Here is a 16,511-nt window from a genome sequence, read left to right on the forward strand (position 1 = left end):
AAAGTGGTCTCCGCTTAGGAAAGCGGACCGCCGAAGATGTCAATCGAACCGTCCTTGAGGGTGATGATTGCACGCTTGGTAGCCTTGCGTGCACCCCACCCGAACTTGGTGCGCTTGCGCTTACCAGTACGGTTGATGGTGTTCACGGAATCAACCTTGACGTTGAAGATCGCTTCAACGGCATTCTTGATTTCCGACTTGTTCGAACGCGGGTCGACCAGGAAGGTGTACTTGCCTTCGTCGATCAGACCGTAGCTCTTTTCCGATACGACCGGTGCGATGACCACGTCGTGTGGAGCCTTGGAGAAGGTGCTCACTTGGCTTCCTCCTTCTGGACCAGGGCATCGAATGCAGCCTTGGTGAAGACTACGTCATCCGAAACCAGAACATCGTAGGTGTTCAGCTGGTCGACGTACAGAACGTGCACAGCGGCGAGGTTGCGCACGGAGAGTGCAGCAACATCGTTGGCGCGATCGATGACGACTAGCAGGTTCTTGCGCTCGGTCAGCGAACGCAGGGTTGCCAGTGCTTCCTTGGTCGACGGGGTTTCACCGGCAACCAGGTTTTCAATGACGTGGACGCGATCGAAGCGTGCGCGATCCGACAGGGCGCCGCGCAGTGCAGCAGCCTTCATCTTCTTCGGGGTACGCTGCGAGTAGTCGCGCGGGGTTGGGCCGTGGACGATGCCGCCACCGGTCATGTGAGGAGCGCGGATCGAACCCTGACGGGCGCGGCCGGTACCCTTCTGCTTGAACGGCTTGCGACCTGCACCCGAAACCTCGGAGCGGTCCTTGACCTTGTGGGTACCCTGACGGGCAGCAGCCAGCTGTGCAACGACAACCTGGTGCAGCAGCGGGACGTTGGTCTGTACGTCGAAGATCTCTGCAGGCAGTTCGACGTTAAGTGCCTTGGTCATTTACTTATGCTCCCTTCACGGCGGTGCGTACGAGGACGACGCGGCCGCGGGCGCCTGGAACGGCACCCTTGATCAGCAGGAGGTTCTTCTCAGCGTCGATGGCGTGGATGGTCAGGTTCTGAGTCGTTACACGCTCAGCACCCATGCGACCGGCCATCTTCTGTCCACGGAAAACGCGACCTGGGGTCGATGCGCCGCCGATGGAACCTGGCTTACGGTGGTTCTTGTGAGCACCGTGCGAAGCGGAGACGCCAGCGAAGTTGTGACGCTTCATAACGCCGGCGAAGCCCTTGCCCTTGGAGGTGCCAACGACGTCGACCTTCTGGCCGGCTTCGAAGAGCTCTACGGACAATTCCTGGCCAGCTGCGTACTCGGCAGCGTCTGCGGTGCGCAGCTCTACCAGGTGACGACGTGGGGTCACGCCTGCAGCTTCGAAGTGACCTGCCAGTGGCTTGGTTACCTTGCGCGGATCGATCTGGCCGTAGCCGATCTGAACTGCGGTGTAGCCATCGCGGTCAGCGTTGCGAAGCTGGGTGACAACGTTGCTATCAGCCTGCACGACGGTGACAGGGATCAGGTTGTTGTTCTCGTCCCAAACCTGGGTCATGCCGAGCTTCGTGCCCAGCAGGCCCTTAACATTGCGGGTTGCGGTCATAGTTTTCTCGCCACCTCCCCTTAAAGCTTGATTTCGATGTTGACGTCCGCCGGCAGGTCGAGACGCATCAGCGAATCAACAGCCTTCGGGGTCGGATCGACGATGTCGATCAGACGCTTGTGCGTGCGCATTTCGAAGTGCTCACGGCTGTCTTTGTACTTGTGTGGCGAACGGATAACGCAGTACACGTTCTTCTCCGTTGGCAGCGGCACTGGGCCGACTACGGTGGCGCCTGCGCGCGTTACCGTCTCAACGATCTTCCGGGCTGAAACGTCAATGACCTCGTGGTCATACGACTTCAGCCGGATGCGGATTTTCTGTCCCGCCATGGCGTCATGCCTCTTTCTGATAGCACTATTAACAAGTTCTGTGCCTAATACGGGCTCTTACGAGCCGGCACGCCTTACGCTGCGGCTGAATCCGAATGAAATCCGGGTTCCTCAACCTCAGGAGGCTCCGACCCCCGAAGTCGGGCGTGTCGCGAAAATTTTAGTCACGACAGCTCGCAAAAGTTTTCACTTTCAACGAGGGACTTATAGCTTGAAGCAATTGTATCGATCCCGAACCCCAGGCATTATCCTGCGTGAGAGTCGATCCCGGTCGTTCAAACCAGCCGATTACCCCAAAAATCGGGGATCGGGTTGCACCGAAGCAACTTATCTAGTCTGACAGGTCGGCGGGGATCGCGCAAATCTTTTATGCGCATCCGGGCGCGTGATCTTGACCTCACGCGCCCTCAAGGGCTAGCCGGGCTGCCCCGGCTCCTGCTGGTCGCCGTCTGCCCCAGGCCTGCCGCGCGGCGGCTGTGGAGCATCGGCGGCAGGGAACTGGCCCGGCCGGGAATCCCGCGACGCCGCAACGTCGGCCGCTCCCCCGCCCTGCTTGGAGCCGTCCACCCGGGAGAGCTTGATGACCGCGGCGACGATCAGCCCCGCCCCGAGGATCACCAGCCAGAGGAAAGCCAGCGACCGCAGCGACCAGAGCACCGCCAGGGTTATGGTGGCTGCGCCCCACCAGATGTACAGCCTCCGGCCCTGCTTCAGTCCGTAGGCAATCAATGCCGCGAAGAAGACGAGCGCGTAGATCCTGGCGACGTGGCTGGCATCGGCCAGGTTCGCCAGCATCGCCAGGTTCGCCATGATGCCGGCGGCGACGAGATACCGGTGCGCCAGCACCGGTGTTTTCTGCAGGTGGCGCCAGACGGCGAGCAGCACGAGCACCAGGCTGGCATAGGACGCCAGGATGCTGGCCGCCGGGAGGTGAGCCAGGGTCGCATAGCTGCTGATGCCCAGGCAGACGGCCAGCGGAAGCAGCAGGTCGACGGTGAAGGGCTTCAGCCGCGGCGGGCATTCGAAGACCCGCAGGGCCACTGCCACCGCGAAGACCAGTGCGGCGCCGCCCAGCACCGGGCCGGGGCTGTGATTCTCCAGATGCGCCAAGGTTCCGGCGGCGAAGGCCGAAGCCAGCCCCATCAGCAGATACAGCCGCGAGGCGGATCCCTTGGCATCTTCCGCCCGGTACTGCGCTGCGGGATAGCTCGGCCGCGTCCCGGCAAAGCGGCCGTGGGTTGCCGCCATGATGTAGAAGATGAAGGCGGCGGCCAGCAGCGCCCAGGCCACGTCCATGCTCTGCAACCGGTTCAGCAGCTGCTTGTCGCGCCATAGCTGCACCGAGTACAGCAGGGCGCCGCTGGCGAAGATGCCGGCGCCCAGCGCGAACCAGGCGACTGCTCGGGTGTGCACCATCAGGGCGAAGATCGCTGCGGCCAGCACGGCGCTGGCAATCACCCAGCCCTCGGCGGGGTTCCAGGCGTTGAGTACCAGCAGCGGGAGGAACATCCCCGCGCCGAGCGCCACCCCCAGGTTCGGGCGGTCTCGCAGGAGCCACTCCGCGGCCGCCGCCGAAGCGGAAAGAACCAGCAGCAGCGCGAAGGCGACGGTGGTATCCCACCACGAGCTGCGGATCCATCCGGTCTGCACGGGCAGGTTCCAAGCGGGGACCTGGATCAGCGCGAGCAGGCCAAGCAGCGGCGCGATCAGATAGTACTGCCGCCGCCATCCCTCCGAACGGTCCGCCAGATACAGCACTGCCCCGTACAACCCGAACAGCAAGCTTTCCAGCAGCAGCACTCCCCTGTCCGCGGCCAGCCCCCAGCCGGCGTAGGCCAGCGTGGATACGGGGATGAAGGCCAGCATGCCCCACGCGATAAAGCGAAGTTCATTGCGCAGTTCCCGGCGCCGACGCCATGCGGTTCCGAGCCGGGCAAGCTGCGGCAGGATCAGGGATACGGTGAACATGGCGAACTGCCCGTGGCGGTCGAAGTCCATATGCTCGGTGAACCACCAGACGGCGCTGGAGAAGGTGAGCTGGGCGGCGCCCACGTAGGCCATCTTCCAGCCGGCAAGCTGAGACCGTCGGGATTCGACCAGGTAATAGGCCAAGATCACCAGGGCGAACACCGGTGCAGGCTGCCACAGGCTCACGCCCAGGCTCAGCAGGTAGACCAGGGCCAGGACACCGGCCGCGATGCAGCGCACCGCCTGTTCCACGTTCCGGCTCACGGGCGCGGCACGCAGTGCGGCCACGATGGTCAGCCCGATGGTGAGCGCCGCGCCCGCAACAAACCATTCGACCGTCTCCAGGCCGTAGAAGGATGCGGTGTCCGCGGCGTCAAGGCCGACGAGCAGGGTCAGGCTCGCCAGCGCCAGGCCCGCGCTGGCGGCCATACGTAGCAGGCGCAGGTCGAAACTTCGGAAGCCCAGCGTCTGGTTTCCGGCGGCCGCGATGTCAACGGCCCACCAGATGAAGAGGACAGCCCACAGGCCCAGGACGCCGGCCATGCCGGATGCCGCGGGCTGCGCCGGGTGCAGCAGCTCGCCCACCGCGGCGCCAGAGGTGACGCCAAGCGACAGGCACAATGCCCACGCGATCATCCGGTAGGCGAGGCTCCACGGTCCCGCGATCCGCGGCCGCAGGGCGAGCACAACCAGCAGGGCCGCTCCCAGCGTGGGCAGCAGCCGCCATGGCTCTCCGGCCGCATCCATTCCGGGAAGGAAGGCGAGCACCAGCAGGGCCGCGAGTTCGATCTTGGCCTGCCACCACAGCGCGGGGACCGCAGCGAGCATGAGCACCGGCACCACCGCGAAGCTGATCAGCCAGATAGCAGCGCCAAAACCCGCCAACTCATAGGCGGTGAGCACAGACAGAACCGTCAGCATCCACAGCGTTGCCCGCTCGATGCGCCACAGCGTTACGTCGAGCTTGAAGATGGCTCGGTAGCTTTCGCCGGCCAGTACGACCAGCAGCGCCTGGGCGGCGAACAGTACCGCCACAACCAGCGCGGTGGATGAGGCCGGCAGCTCCAGCAGTGCGCAGCCGGCGATGACCGTGAGCAGGGCGCTGGCCCGGGCGGCCAGGAAGCGCAGGTGCCGTGCCGTGGCAAACAGCCGGACGGACAGCAGCAGCTGAATCGTCAGCAGGAAGAAGACCCAGAGGAAGTCCCGGGCCGCCAAGTCCGGGGACAGCACGACAGCCAGGGCCAGCACCAGCGCGGGAAGCAGCTGGGCCGTGGCCTGCAGCGCCTGGAAGAAGATGGAGGCGCGCACCGCCGGGCTGCGCGTGGCCGCGAGCAGCAGGATGATCGAGAGCACCAGCAGGAAAAGCAGGTAATAGAACACGCCGCGCTGCATGCTCGCCGCGCCGGCCATGGCGGTGCTGACCAAGATCAGCACGGCAAGCCATGCGAGCACGCGGGAACGGAAGCGCACCGTGGCGTAGCCGACCGCCACTGTGGCAATGGCGGAGAAAACCAGCCACACTGTCGGCCCGCTGAGGTGCACGGTGTTGTAGGTCGCTATGGCGCACAGCGGGAGCAGGGCCAGTCCGGTGCCGGCGAATGCTGCAGCCGCGGGCCGGAGGGATTCCCGGGTGGCATGGACAACCAATCCCCCGCCGTAGAAGGCAACGGCCAGCGCGAAGAGCGCCACGAGTTTGGCCAATGGCGGAAGGGCGAAGCTGAGGAAGAGCGCGCCCGCTGCCACGATCATCAGGGCGGCAACATAGAGGGTCACGTTGATATTGCGCAGCTCGCGTTCCCGCTTGCTCAGAACCTTGGCCGCCGAGGCCGGAGCCGGAGGCTGGGCCGCCGCCCGGTTTCCGGTGGTCTGCAGGATGCGCGGCCGCTCGCGCCACGAGCCCGGATCCCCATTAGCAGTGGAGGAGGTGGCAAGCGGCGGCTGTATCGCATCAAGCGGGAGGACAGCGGCAGGCTGTTGCTCCGCCGGTTCGGGAGTCGCCGGTTCGGGAGCGGCTGGTGCGGGAGCGTGGTCGGCGTACTGCGGTGCTGTTGCGCCGCGTGGCTCGCCGAGGTATTGGACCGCGGCGTCATAGCCTTCCCGCCAGGCGGTCGCGCGGGCCTCGCGCAGGGCCGGCGCGTCGCTGGAGGGAGCCTGACGACCCCTGTTGCGGCCGACAAAGTATGCCGCCGCGATGAATACCAGTGCCACGACTATTTCCATCGCCTCGGCGCTCCCCTCGCAAATGATTCTTCAATCCGGCGGCAAAACCCCGCCCGCATCAATTAGACCACCTTTTAGAATTACTCGCTACTCTAGGCGCCGTTTAAGACAGAAATCCCCGCCACTCGTGATGAGTGGCGGGGATTGCCGATAGACCACCAGGGTCTAGATCGTCAAGCAGAAACTACTTGGTGATCTTGGTGACCTTGCCCGAACCAACGGTGCGGCCGCCTTCGCGGATAGCGAAGCCGAGGCCCTCTTCCATGGCGATTGGCTGGATCAGCTCAACCGACATTTCGGTGTTGTCGCCTGGCATAACCATTTCGGTGCCCTCTGGGAGGGTGATAACGCCGGTGACGTCGGTGGTGCGGAAGTAGAACTGCGGACGGTAGTTCGAGTAGAACGGGTTGTGACGTCCGCCTTCGTCCTTCGACAGGATGTAGACGTTGGCTTCGAAGTTGGTGTGCGGGGTGATCGAGCCTGGGGCTACGACAACCTGGCCGCGCTCAACATCGTCGCGCTTCAGACCGCGAAGCAGCAGACCACAGTTCTCGCCTGCCCATGCTTCGTCGAGCTGCTTGTGGAACATCTCGATACCGGTAACGGTGGTCTTCTGGATCGGGCGGATGCCAACGATCTCGACCTCGGAGTTGATGGCCAGGGTGCCACGCTCGGCGCGACCGGTCACCACGGTACCGCGACCGGTGATGGTGAAGACGTCCTCGATCGGCATCAGGAATGGCTTGTCGCGGTCGCGAACTGGATCCGGGATGAAGTTGTCAGCAGCTTCCATCAGTTCTTCAACAGCTGCAACCCACTTTGGATCGCCTTCCAGCGCCTTCAGAGCGGAAACCTTGATGACTGGTGCGTCGTCGCCATCGAAGCCCTGCGAGGACAGAAGTTCGCGAACTTCCATCTCCACGAGCTCGAGCAGCTCTTCGTCGTCAACCATGTCGGACTTGTTCAGTGCGACCATCAGGGTAGGAACACCAACCTGGCGGGCCAGCAGAACGTGCTCGCGGGTCTGAGCCATTGGGCCGTCAGTTGCGGCAACAACCAGGATCGCGCCGTCCATCTGGGCAGCACCGGTGATCATGTTCTTGACGTAGTCAGCGTGGCCTGGAGCATCAACGTGTGCGTAGTGACGCTTCTCGGTCTGGTACTCGATGTGCGAGATGTTGATGGTAATACCGCGCTGGCGCTCTTCCGGAGCCGAGTCAATGTTAGCGAAGTCGCGCTGCTCGTTCAGATCCGGGTACTTGTCAGCCAGGACCTTGGAGATCGCTGCGGTCAGAGTGGTCTTACCGTGGTCAACGTGACCGATGGTACCAATGTTGACGTGCGGCTTGCTGCGCTCGAACTTTGCCTTTGCCACAAGTTCCTCCTAGAAACATTTACAGAAGACTTTCTTCGTCTGCGCGGTTCGCAAACGAACTTCAAATAGTCTACTGGGGGCATGGATAAATATGGAAATTTCGGTCCTCTGCGGGCCCTGCATGTGATGCAAATCCCTCGTTGGCCGTTTGCAAGGCCGGCGTCGACGGATCTCCGCCGGCCTTGCGATCGGCCACTTCCCCACACGGGGGTCACGGCCAAGTTTTAGTGCCTTCGGCGATTACTCGCCGCGGGCCTTCTGGATGATCTCGTCGGCAACTGCCTTCGGGACCTCAGAGTAGCTGTCGAAGGTCATCGAGTAGACTGCACGACCCTGAGTCTTCGAACGCAGGTCACCAATGTAACCGAACATCTCAGACAGCGGAACAGCAGCGCGGATGACCTTGACGCCTGCGGCGTCGGACATCTCCTGGATCGAGCCACGGCGGGAGTTCAGGTCGCCGATAACGTCGCCCATGTACTCTTCCGGGGTACGAACCTCAACGGCCATCAGCGGTTCAAGCAGAACAGGGTTGGCGCGGCGTGCACCTTCCTTGAAGACCTGCGAACCGGCGATCTTGAACGCCATTTCCGAGGAGTCAACGTCGTGGTAGGCACCGTCGATGAGGGTGGCCTTCACGCCGACCAGCGGGTAGCCGGCGAGGATGCCGTACTGCATGGCGTCCTGGATACCAGCGTCAACCGACGGGATGTACTCACGAGGCACGCGACCGCCGGTGACGGCGTTCTTGAACTCGTAGGTAACGCCGTCCACAACTTCCAGAGGCTCGAAGGAGACCTGGACCTTTGCGAACTGGCCCGAACCACCGGTCTGCTTCTTGTGGGTGAAGTCGACCTTCTCCACAGCCTTCTTGATGGTTTCGCGGTATGCAACCTGCGGCTTGCCGACGTTGGCTTCCACGCGGAATTCGCGCTTCATGCGGTCCACCAGGATATCCAGGTGGAGTTCGCCCATGCCGCCGATTTCGGTCTGGCCGGTGTCTTCGTTCAGCGAGACGGTGAAGGTTGGATCCTCCGCCGACAGCTTCTGAATAGCGGTCGACAGCTTTTCCTGGTCGCCCTTGGTCTTTGGCTCGATGGCCACGAAGATCACTGGATCCGGGAAGGTCATCGATTCGAGGACGATCGGGTTCTGCGGATCGCACAGGGTGTCACCGGTGGTGGTGTCCTTCAGGCCGATCACAGCGTAGATGTGACCTGCGTGGATCTCGTCTACCGGCTGTTCCTTGTTGGCGTGCATCTGGAAGAGCTTGCCAACGCGTTCCTTCTTCTGCTTGGTCGAGTTCAGCAGCTGTGCGCCGGACTCTGCCTTGCCGGAGTAAACGCGGATGAAGTTCAGCTGGCCGAAGAACGGGTGAGCAGCGATCTTGAAAGCCAGTGCCGAGAATGGTGCATCCTCGGAAGGCTCGCGAGTGAGCTCGATTTCCTCGTTCTTTGGATCGTGACCCACCATGGCGCCCACGTCGAGCGGGGTTGGCAGGAAGTCGATCACGGCGTCCAGCATCGGCTGGACACCACGGTTCTTGAACGCCGAACCACAGAAGACCGGGTAGGCTTCCGAGTTCACGGTCAGCTTGCGGATGCCGGCCTTGAGCTCGTCGATGGAGATCTCTTCGCCTTCGAGGTACTTCTCCATGAGCTCTTCGGATGCCTCTGCGACATCTTCAATCAGCTTGGCGCGGTACTCTTCGGCCTTTTCCTGCAGGTCTGCAGGAATTTCGCGAGTCTCGTAGGCGGCACCCATGGTGACGTCACCCTTGGAGTCGCCTTCCCAGACGAATGCCTTCATGGTCAGCAGGTCCACCACGCCGGTGAACTCCGACTCGGAGCCGATTGGCAGCTGCATGACCAGCGGCTTGGCACCCAGGCGGTTGATGATGGTGTCTACGGTGAAGTAGAAGTCAGCACCGAGCTTGTCCATCTTGTTCACGAAGCAGATACGTGGAACGTTGTACTTGTCAGCCTGACGCCAAACGGTCTCGGACTGAGGCTCAACGCCTTCCTTGCCGTCGAACACGGCAACGGCGCCATCGAGCACGCGCAGCGAGCGCTCCACCTCAACGGTGAAGTCAACGTGGCCCGGGGTATCGATGATGTTGATCTGGTTCTTGTTCCAGAAGCAAGTCACGGCCGCGGAGGTAATGGTGATACCGCGTTCCTTTTCCTGCTCCATCCAGTCGGTGGTTGCGCCACCGTCGTGGGTCTCACCGAGCTTGTGGTTTACACCCGTGTAGAAAAGGATGCGCTCGGTAGTAGTGGTCTTACCGGCATCAATGTGAGCCATGATGCCGATGTTGCGGACCTTGTTCAGGTCAGTCAGCACGTCCTGTGCCACGTTGTCTCCCTAAGAGGTGATGCTGGAACTGCTGGGCGCCGGTAGACGCCCAGCAATTCCAAGCGGTTCTTACCAGCGGTAGTGGGCGAATGCCTTGTTGGACTCGGCCATCTTGTGAGTGTCTTCGCGACGCTTCACAGCTGCACCCAGACCGTTCGAAGCATCCAGGATCTCGTTCATCAGACGCTCGATCATGGTCTTCTCGCGGCGAGCCTTCGAGTAGCCAACCAGCCAGCGCAGAGCCAGTGCGGTTGCACGGCCTGGCTTGACCTCAACAGGAACCTGGTAGGTCGCGCCACCAACACGGCGGGAACGAACCTCAAGGGCCGGACGGATGTTATCCATGGCCTTCTTGAGGGTCGACACTGCGTCGGCGCCGGACTTTGCAGCTGCACCTTCGAGTGCACCGTAAACAATGCGCTCTGCGGTGGACTTCTTGCCGTCCACGAGAACCTTGTTGATCAGCTGAGTGACCAATGGGGAATCGTAAACTGGATCAGAAACTAGTGGGCGCTTTGGCGCCGGACCCTTACGAGGCATTACTTACCATCCTTCTTTGCACCGTAGCGGGAACGAGCCTGCTTACGATCCTTCACACCCTGGGTATCCAGAGCACCACGAACAATCTTGTAGCGGACACCTGGCAAGTCCTTCACACGACCACCGCGAACGAGCACGATGGAGTGTTCCTGCAGGTTGTGACCGACACCTGGAATGTAAGCGGTGACCTCAATACCACCGGCAAGGCGCACACGTGCTACCTTACGCAGTGCCGAGTTCGGCTTCTTCGGGGTGGTGGTGTACACGCGAGTGCACACGCCACGGCGCATTGGGTTGCCCTTAAGGGCAGGAGCCTTGGTCTTTACGACCTTAGGCGAGCGGCCCTTGCGGACCAGCTGCTGAATAGTAGGCACTTTCGTGTCCTTCCATTGTCTAAGTTCTTCGGCACGGCATCGGAGCGGCGGCCTTATGGGGGCTGACACTTTCCTCTGCAGCACTAACTGCTTGCTTTACCGCCCATCCAGGATCAGAATGTCCCTAGGCGTGCGAAAGTGTGGCATTCGTTGCGCAACCTACCCGCAACCCGGACCGTGTCCATTTTGCCACACATAAAACAATTGCCTTAACTCTAGCATTAATCGGCCCCTGCACCATGAACAGTAAGCTATCTCACCGTCCGGGCACCGTGCGATTGCTGCTTGATGCCACCGGCCGGCGAGGAACTTGGCTCCAACCTATCCCCCGCGCGTGAACGCGCCGCCGCCACGAGATGGCGCTCCGTTGAACAGGACAGGGAAGGATTCGCCATTGGAACTAGTCGCTAACTCATCCAGAAGATAAATCTACTTTGAGGATCCTGATGCTACTCGCTGACCGGCATGCCGACCTGCATCAGCCTCCGGGCATTGTCCTGGTAGGCCTTGACCGCCTTGCGGTTGTGCAGTTCCAGGATGGCCTCGTCATTGCGCCGCAGGCTGGTGGAATTGTAATTGTGGCTGCCGGTGAAGACGAATGAGGAGTCCCCGCGGCGTCCTTCCGGCGAGGCGTTGTCCCGCATTCCGGAAACCACGAGGTACTTCGAGTGCACACGTCCTGTAGTAGACGTATCCTCTACTGAGCGGTGTTCGATACCCGCTGCAGCCAGGACACCGGCGACCTGCTCGCCGACCGGTCCGGCGGCCACGCTGACGGCGCAGCCCTGGCTCTTGAGCCGTCCGAGTTCTTCGGCGATGGCGGTGCGCGTATCGTCCCACTCGCTCATGGCGACCGCCACCGTGCTGTTCTTGTTTTTGCACTGCAGCTCTGAGAGCCGCTGCGCCACCGGGTCGGCAGCGGCCGCCGGGAAGAAGCGCGCCACCGTTGCTCCGGACGGGCCGTGCGAGGCCTCGGTGCGGTGGTAATCCGGGGTCTGCTCCATGCGGGCCATGTCCGCATGGTAGGAATGGTAGGCGCGGTACAGCCCGTCATCGCCGGTCACGGTCAACGCATTGTTCCAGTAGCTCACATGGTTCACATCCGTGACATTGGCAGAGGACTGCACCACGACGTTCTGCTGGCCGGAGACCGAGGAGAACAGCGCGAACTTGTTGTGCATGCCCTTGGTCCCCTGGCAGGAGCTGGTGTTGCCTTCGGGCGACTTGTTCGAGCACACCGCCACCCAGGAGCCTTGGCTCGTGTCGGTGCCCAGCGTCTTGATCAGCCGCGCCGCCGGGGCCTTGGAAATCTGCCAGCCGTCCATCACCACCTGGATATTGACTCCGCGCGCGTGGGCCGCCAGCAGCTGGTCGACGTAGTCTTCCCCGCTCTGCCCCGAGATCACGAAGGCCGCCAGCGAAATGGTGGAACCTGCATCGGCCTGCTTGAAGTAGGAGCACAGCCGTTCGGCAACCGCTCCGGCCGTATCCTGCAACGGATCGGAGAACACCGCGCCGGTTTCCACCTTCACCAGCGGCGCCGCGGCGCAGGGCAATTCGGGCTGCTTGCCCGGGTCGATCCGCTGCGCGGCCTGTGCCGGCAGGGTGCTGAAGAGCAGACCGAGTCCCATGGTCCCTGCTGCGATGGCCTTCAATGTCGTGTTCAACTTCTCCGAGTCTCCTTTGCGGTTCGTGGCGGGTGTCGGGGATCTCCCCCGCCCGCGGTCAACCACTGCACCGTTTCATCCCTGGATGAGCAAAGGGTAACTGCACGGTGAACAGATGCTTTCCGGCTTAAATGCGGAAGCGCCCGCCGCACACTTGCGTGTGCGGCGGGCGCCCTACGAGCTAGCTAGCTGCCAGCCTCGGTGCCGTCCGGTTTAGCGGAAGTCCGAGCCGTGGTCGTAGTCGTCCATCGAGATGGCGCGGAATTCGGGCGACAGCCCGCCTTCCAGCGCATCGTCGTACAGACCCGAGGAGAATGCCGAGGTGCCGGTGAACAAAGTTGCCTTTGCCTCGTCGGTTGGCTCGACGTCGACCTGGGTGTAGCGATCCAGACCGGTACCGGCCGGGATCAGCTTACCGATGATCACGTTCTCCTTCAGACCGCGCAGCGGATCTTCCTTGCCCTCCATCGCGGCCTGGGTCAGCACGCGGGTGGTTTCCTGGAAGGAAGCAGCCGACAGCCACGAGTCGGTGGCCAGCGATGCCTTAGTGATACCCATCATCTCGTCGCGGCCTGCGGCCGGACGCTTGCCCTCGGCGACGGCCTTGCGGTTCGCAGCGGTGAAGCGCGAACGGTCGGCCAGCTCGCCCGGGAGCAGCTCGGTCTCGCCGGACTCGATGACGGTGACGCGACGCAGCATCTGTCGGACGATGACTTCCACGTGCTTATCGTGGATGCCCACACCCTGGGACTGGTACACGTCCTGGACCTCGCGGACCAGGAACTTCTGCGCCTCGCGTGGGCCCAGAACTCGCAGCACCTGCTTCGGGTCCAGGGTACCGCTGGTCAGCTGGGTACCGGCGATGATGGACTGGCCATCTTCCACCAGCAGACGGGCACGACGCAGCACCGGGTAGGCCTGCTTCTCGTCGCCGTTGTCCGGGGTCACCACAACACGCAGCTGCTTCTCGTCGTCCTCGATCGACACGCGACCGGAGACCTCCGACATCGGAGCCACACCCTTCGGGGTACGGGCTTCGAAGAGCTCCTGGATACGGGGCAGACCCTGGGTGATATCGTCGGCCGATGCCACACCACCGGTGTGGAAGGTACGCATGGTCAGCTGGGTACCGGGCTCGCCGATGGACTGCGCGGCGATGATGCCCACGGCCTCGCCGATGTCCACGGTCTTGCCGGTGGCCAGCGAACGGCCGTAGCACAGGGCACAGGTTCCAACAGCCGAGTCGCAGGTCAGCACGGAGCGGACGCGGATTTCATCCACGCCTGCAGCGTACAGCTCGTCGATCAGCACATCGCCCGCATCCGAACCGGCGGCGGCCAGTACGTTGCCTTCGGCGTCCTTGACGTCGGCGGCCAGCGTACGGGTGTAGGCCGAGTTCTCCACGGTCTCGTGCTTGATGCGGATGCCCGAGGAGGAGTCCGCGATCGCGACGGTCAGGCCGCGCTTGGTGCCGCAGTCCTCTTCGCGAACGATGACGTCCTGCGAGACGTCCACCAGACGACGGGTCAGGTAACCCGAGTTGGCGGTCTTCAGCGCGGTATCCGCCAGGCCCTTGCGGGCGCCGTGGGTTGCGATGAAGTACTCCAGCACCGACAGGCCCTCACGGTAGGAGGACTTGATCGGACGCGGGATGATCTCGCCCTTAGGGTTGGACACCAGGCCACGGATACCGGCGATCTGGCGCAGTTGCAGCCAGTTACCACGAGCCTTGGAGGTCACCATGCGGTTAATGGTGTTCAGCTCTTCCATGCCGTTCTTCATGGCCTCGGCAACCTCGTCGGTGGCCTTGGTCCAGATGTCGATCAGGTCCTGGCGGCGTTCGATGTCGGAGATCAGGCCCTTGTCGTACGAACCCTGCACCTTGCGGGCGCGTTCCTCGTACGGCTCAAGGATTTCGGCCTTGTTCATGTTCGAGGTGATGTCCGAGATCGCCACGGTGATGCCCGAGCGGGTAGCCCAGTGGAAACCGGCATCCTTCAGGTTGTCCAGCGTTGCCGCTGCGACAATCTTCGGGTAGCGCTCGGCCAGGTCGTTGACGATGTCCGAGAGCGCATCCTTGCCGGCCACGCGGGAAACCCACGGGTAGTCCGCAGGCAGGGTGTCGTTGAACAGCACCTGTCCCAGCGAGGTCTCCAGCAGTGCCGGGGTGCCCGGCTCCCAGCCCTCGGGGGCCGGCTGCTCGTCCGAAGGAACGAAGTTGTCGACACGCACCTTGATCGGGGCGTTCAGGTGCAGCTCGCCGCGGTCCTTGGCCATGATGGCCTCGGAAACCGAGGAGAACACGCGACCGGCGCCCGTCTCGTCCTCACGCTTGGTGGTGAGGTGGTGCAGGCCGATGATCATATCCTGCGAAGGCAGAGCCACCGGACGGCCGTCCGAAGGCTTCAGGATGTTGTGCGAGGACAGCATCAGGATGCGTGCTTCAGCCTGGGCTTCGGGGCTCAGCGGCAGGTGGACTGCCATCTGGTCGCCGTCGAAGTCGGCGTTGAACGCGCCGCAAACCAGCGGGTGCAGCTGCAGGGCCTTGCCTTCGACCAGCTGTGGCTCGAAGGCCTGGATGCCCAGGCGGTGCAGGGTAGGTGCACGGTTCAGCAGTACCGGGTGCTCGGTGATGATCTCTTCGAGGACATCCCACACCTGCGGACGGTAGCGCTCAACCATGCGCTTGGCGCTCTTGATGTTCTGCGCGTGGTTGAGGTCAACCAGGCGCTTCATCACGAACGGCTTGAAGAGCTCCAGAGCCATCTGCTTTGGCAGACCGCACTGGTGCAGCTTCAGCTGCGGGCCGACCACGATGACCGAACGGCCCGAGTAGTCAACACGCTTACCCAGAAGGTTCTGGCGGAAGCGGCCCTGCTTGCCCTTGAGCATGTCGGACAGCGACTTCAGAGGACGGTTGCCCGGTCCGGTGACCGGACGGCCGCGGCGGCCGTTGTCGAACAGCGAGTCCACAGCTTCCTGCAGCATGCGCTTTTCGTTGTTCACGATGATCTCCGGCGCACCGAGGTCAAGCAGGCGCTTGAGTCGGTTGTTGCGGTTGATCACGCGGCGGTACAGGTCGTTCAGGTCCGAGGTGGCGAAACGGCCACCGTCGAGCTGGACCATCGGGCGCAGCTCCGGCGGGATCACTGGAACGGCGTCGAGCACCATGCCCTTTGGCGAGTTGCCATTGGCCAGGAATGCGTTGACGACCTTCAGGCGCTTGAGGGCGCGGGCCTTCTTCTGGCCCTTGCCGTTCTCGATGATGCCCTTGAGCTCTTCGGCTTCGCCTTCAAGGTCGAAGTTCTCCAGACGCTTCTGGATCGCCTCGGCGCCCATGGAGCCTTCGAAGAACAGTCCGTACTTCTCGCGCATGGTGCGGTACAGGCCTTCGTCGCCTTCGAGGTCGGCGACCTTCAGGCCCTTGAAGCGCTCCCAGACCGCACGCAGGCGCTCGGACTCGGCCTTGGCGCGCTTGTCGATCTGCAGCACGGTCTTCTCGGCCAGGGTGCGGGCCTTGTTCAGCTCGGCGTTCTTGGCGCCGTCTGCTTCCAGACGCTCCAGCTCGGCTTCCAGGTCGGCTGCAACAGCCTTCTTGTCGGCCTCGGCGTTGTTGGCCAGCTGGCGCAGCTCAAGGTCGTGCTGTGCCTGCAGGTTCGGCATCTCCGCGTGGCGGCGATCCTCGTTCACCGAAGTGATCATGTAGGCGGCGAAGTAGATGACCTTTTCCAGGTCCTTCGGAGCCAGGTCGAGCAGGTAGCCCAAGCGCGATGGAACGCCCTTGAAGTACCAGATGTGGGTCACCGGAGCGGCAAGCTCGATGTGTCCCATGCGCTCGCGGCGCACGTTGGCACGGGTGACCTCGACGCCGCAGCGCTCGCAGATGATGCCCTTGAAGCGCACGCGCTTGTACTTGCCGCAGTAGCATTCCCAGTCGCGGGAAGGACCGAAGATCTTTTCGCAGAAAAGACCGTCCTTCTCCGGCTTCAGGGTGCGGTAGTTGATGGTTTCAGGCTTCTTGACCTCGCCGTAGCTCCAAGCGCGGATTTCGTCCGCGGTGGCGAGGTTGATGCGCATGAGGCCGAATGAGGAATCGTTGGACATATGGTCCT

The 16,511-nt window shown here is 62.7% G+C and carries 11 protein-coding genes; all 11 read right to left on the bottom strand.

The features are described 5' to 3' along the window. Positions 1-14: 14 nt before the first annotated feature. Positions 15-317, bottom strand: a complete 303-nt coding sequence (gene rplW, locus JQN66_RS12045; protein WP_188948922.1) for a 50S ribosomal protein L23 — start codon at positions 315-317, stop codon at positions 15-17. Beyond that, positions 314-916, bottom strand: coding sequence for a 50S ribosomal protein L4 (rplD, locus tag JQN66_RS12050; protein WP_047119680.1), 603 nt, complete (start codon positions 914-916; stop codon positions 314-316). The genes rplW and rplD overlap by 4 nt, the downstream gene beginning before the upstream one ends. Before the next feature lie 4 nt (positions 917-920). Beyond that, complete coding sequence (gene rplC / locus JQN66_RS12055; RefSeq protein ID WP_188948923.1) at positions 921-1,571, bottom strand: 50S ribosomal protein L3; 651 nt, start codon at positions 1,569-1,571, stop codon at positions 921-923. Positions 1,572-1,591: 20 nt separating this feature from the next. Further along, positions 1,592-1,900, bottom strand: a complete 309-nt coding sequence (rpsJ, locus tag JQN66_RS12060) for a 30S ribosomal protein S10 (RefSeq protein WP_013349689.1) — start codon at positions 1,898-1,900, stop codon at positions 1,592-1,594. Positions 1,901-2,314: 414 nt separating this feature from the next. After that, positions 2,315-6,076, bottom strand: coding sequence for a hypothetical protein (locus tag JQN66_RS12065; protein ID WP_204675220.1), 3,762 nt, complete (start codon positions 6,074-6,076; stop codon positions 2,315-2,317). Positions 6,077-6,272: 196 nt separating this feature from the next. Next, positions 6,273-7,463: an elongation factor Tu gene (gene tuf, locus JQN66_RS12070; RefSeq protein WP_204675222.1), complete on the bottom strand. Its 1,191-nt coding sequence runs from the start codon at positions 7,461-7,463 to the stop codon at positions 6,273-6,275. A 240-nt stretch (positions 7,464-7,703) separates the two neighbouring features. After that, on the bottom strand, positions 7,704-9,818 hold the full coding sequence (gene fusA, locus JQN66_RS12075) for an elongation factor G (RefSeq protein WP_204675224.1): 2,115 nt from the start codon (positions 9,816-9,818) through the stop codon (positions 7,704-7,706). Positions 9,819-9,887: 69 nt separating this feature from the next. Further along, positions 9,888-10,358 carry a 30S ribosomal protein S7 gene (gene rpsG, locus JQN66_RS12080; protein WP_188948926.1) on the bottom strand — a complete coding sequence of 157 codons (471 nt, stop codon included), beginning with the start codon at positions 10,356-10,358 and terminating at the stop codon, positions 9,888-9,890. Continuing rightward, on the bottom strand, positions 10,358-10,732 hold the full coding sequence (gene rpsL / locus JQN66_RS12085; RefSeq protein WP_047119685.1) for a 30S ribosomal protein S12: 375 nt from the start codon (positions 10,730-10,732) through the stop codon (positions 10,358-10,360). The genes rpsG and rpsL overlap by 1 nt, the downstream gene beginning before the upstream one ends. A gap of 449 nt (positions 10,733-11,181) precedes the next feature. Then, positions 11,182-12,399, bottom strand: a complete 1,218-nt coding sequence (locus tag JQN66_RS12090) for a phospholipase D-like domain-containing protein (protein WP_204675226.1) — start codon at positions 12,397-12,399, stop codon at positions 11,182-11,184. 213 nt (positions 12,400-12,612) lie between these two features. Next, a complete protein-coding gene (locus JQN66_RS12095; RefSeq protein ID WP_204675228.1) occupies positions 12,613-16,503 on the bottom strand; it encodes a DNA-directed RNA polymerase subunit beta' in 3,891 nt (1,296 codons plus the stop codon). Positions 16,504-16,511 lie beyond the last annotated feature (8 nt).

This window comes from Glutamicibacter protophormiae (assembly GCF_016894325.1).
In the GTDB taxonomy this organism is placed as follows: Bacteria; Actinomycetota; Actinomycetes; order Actinomycetales; family Micrococcaceae; genus Glutamicibacter; species Glutamicibacter protophormiae.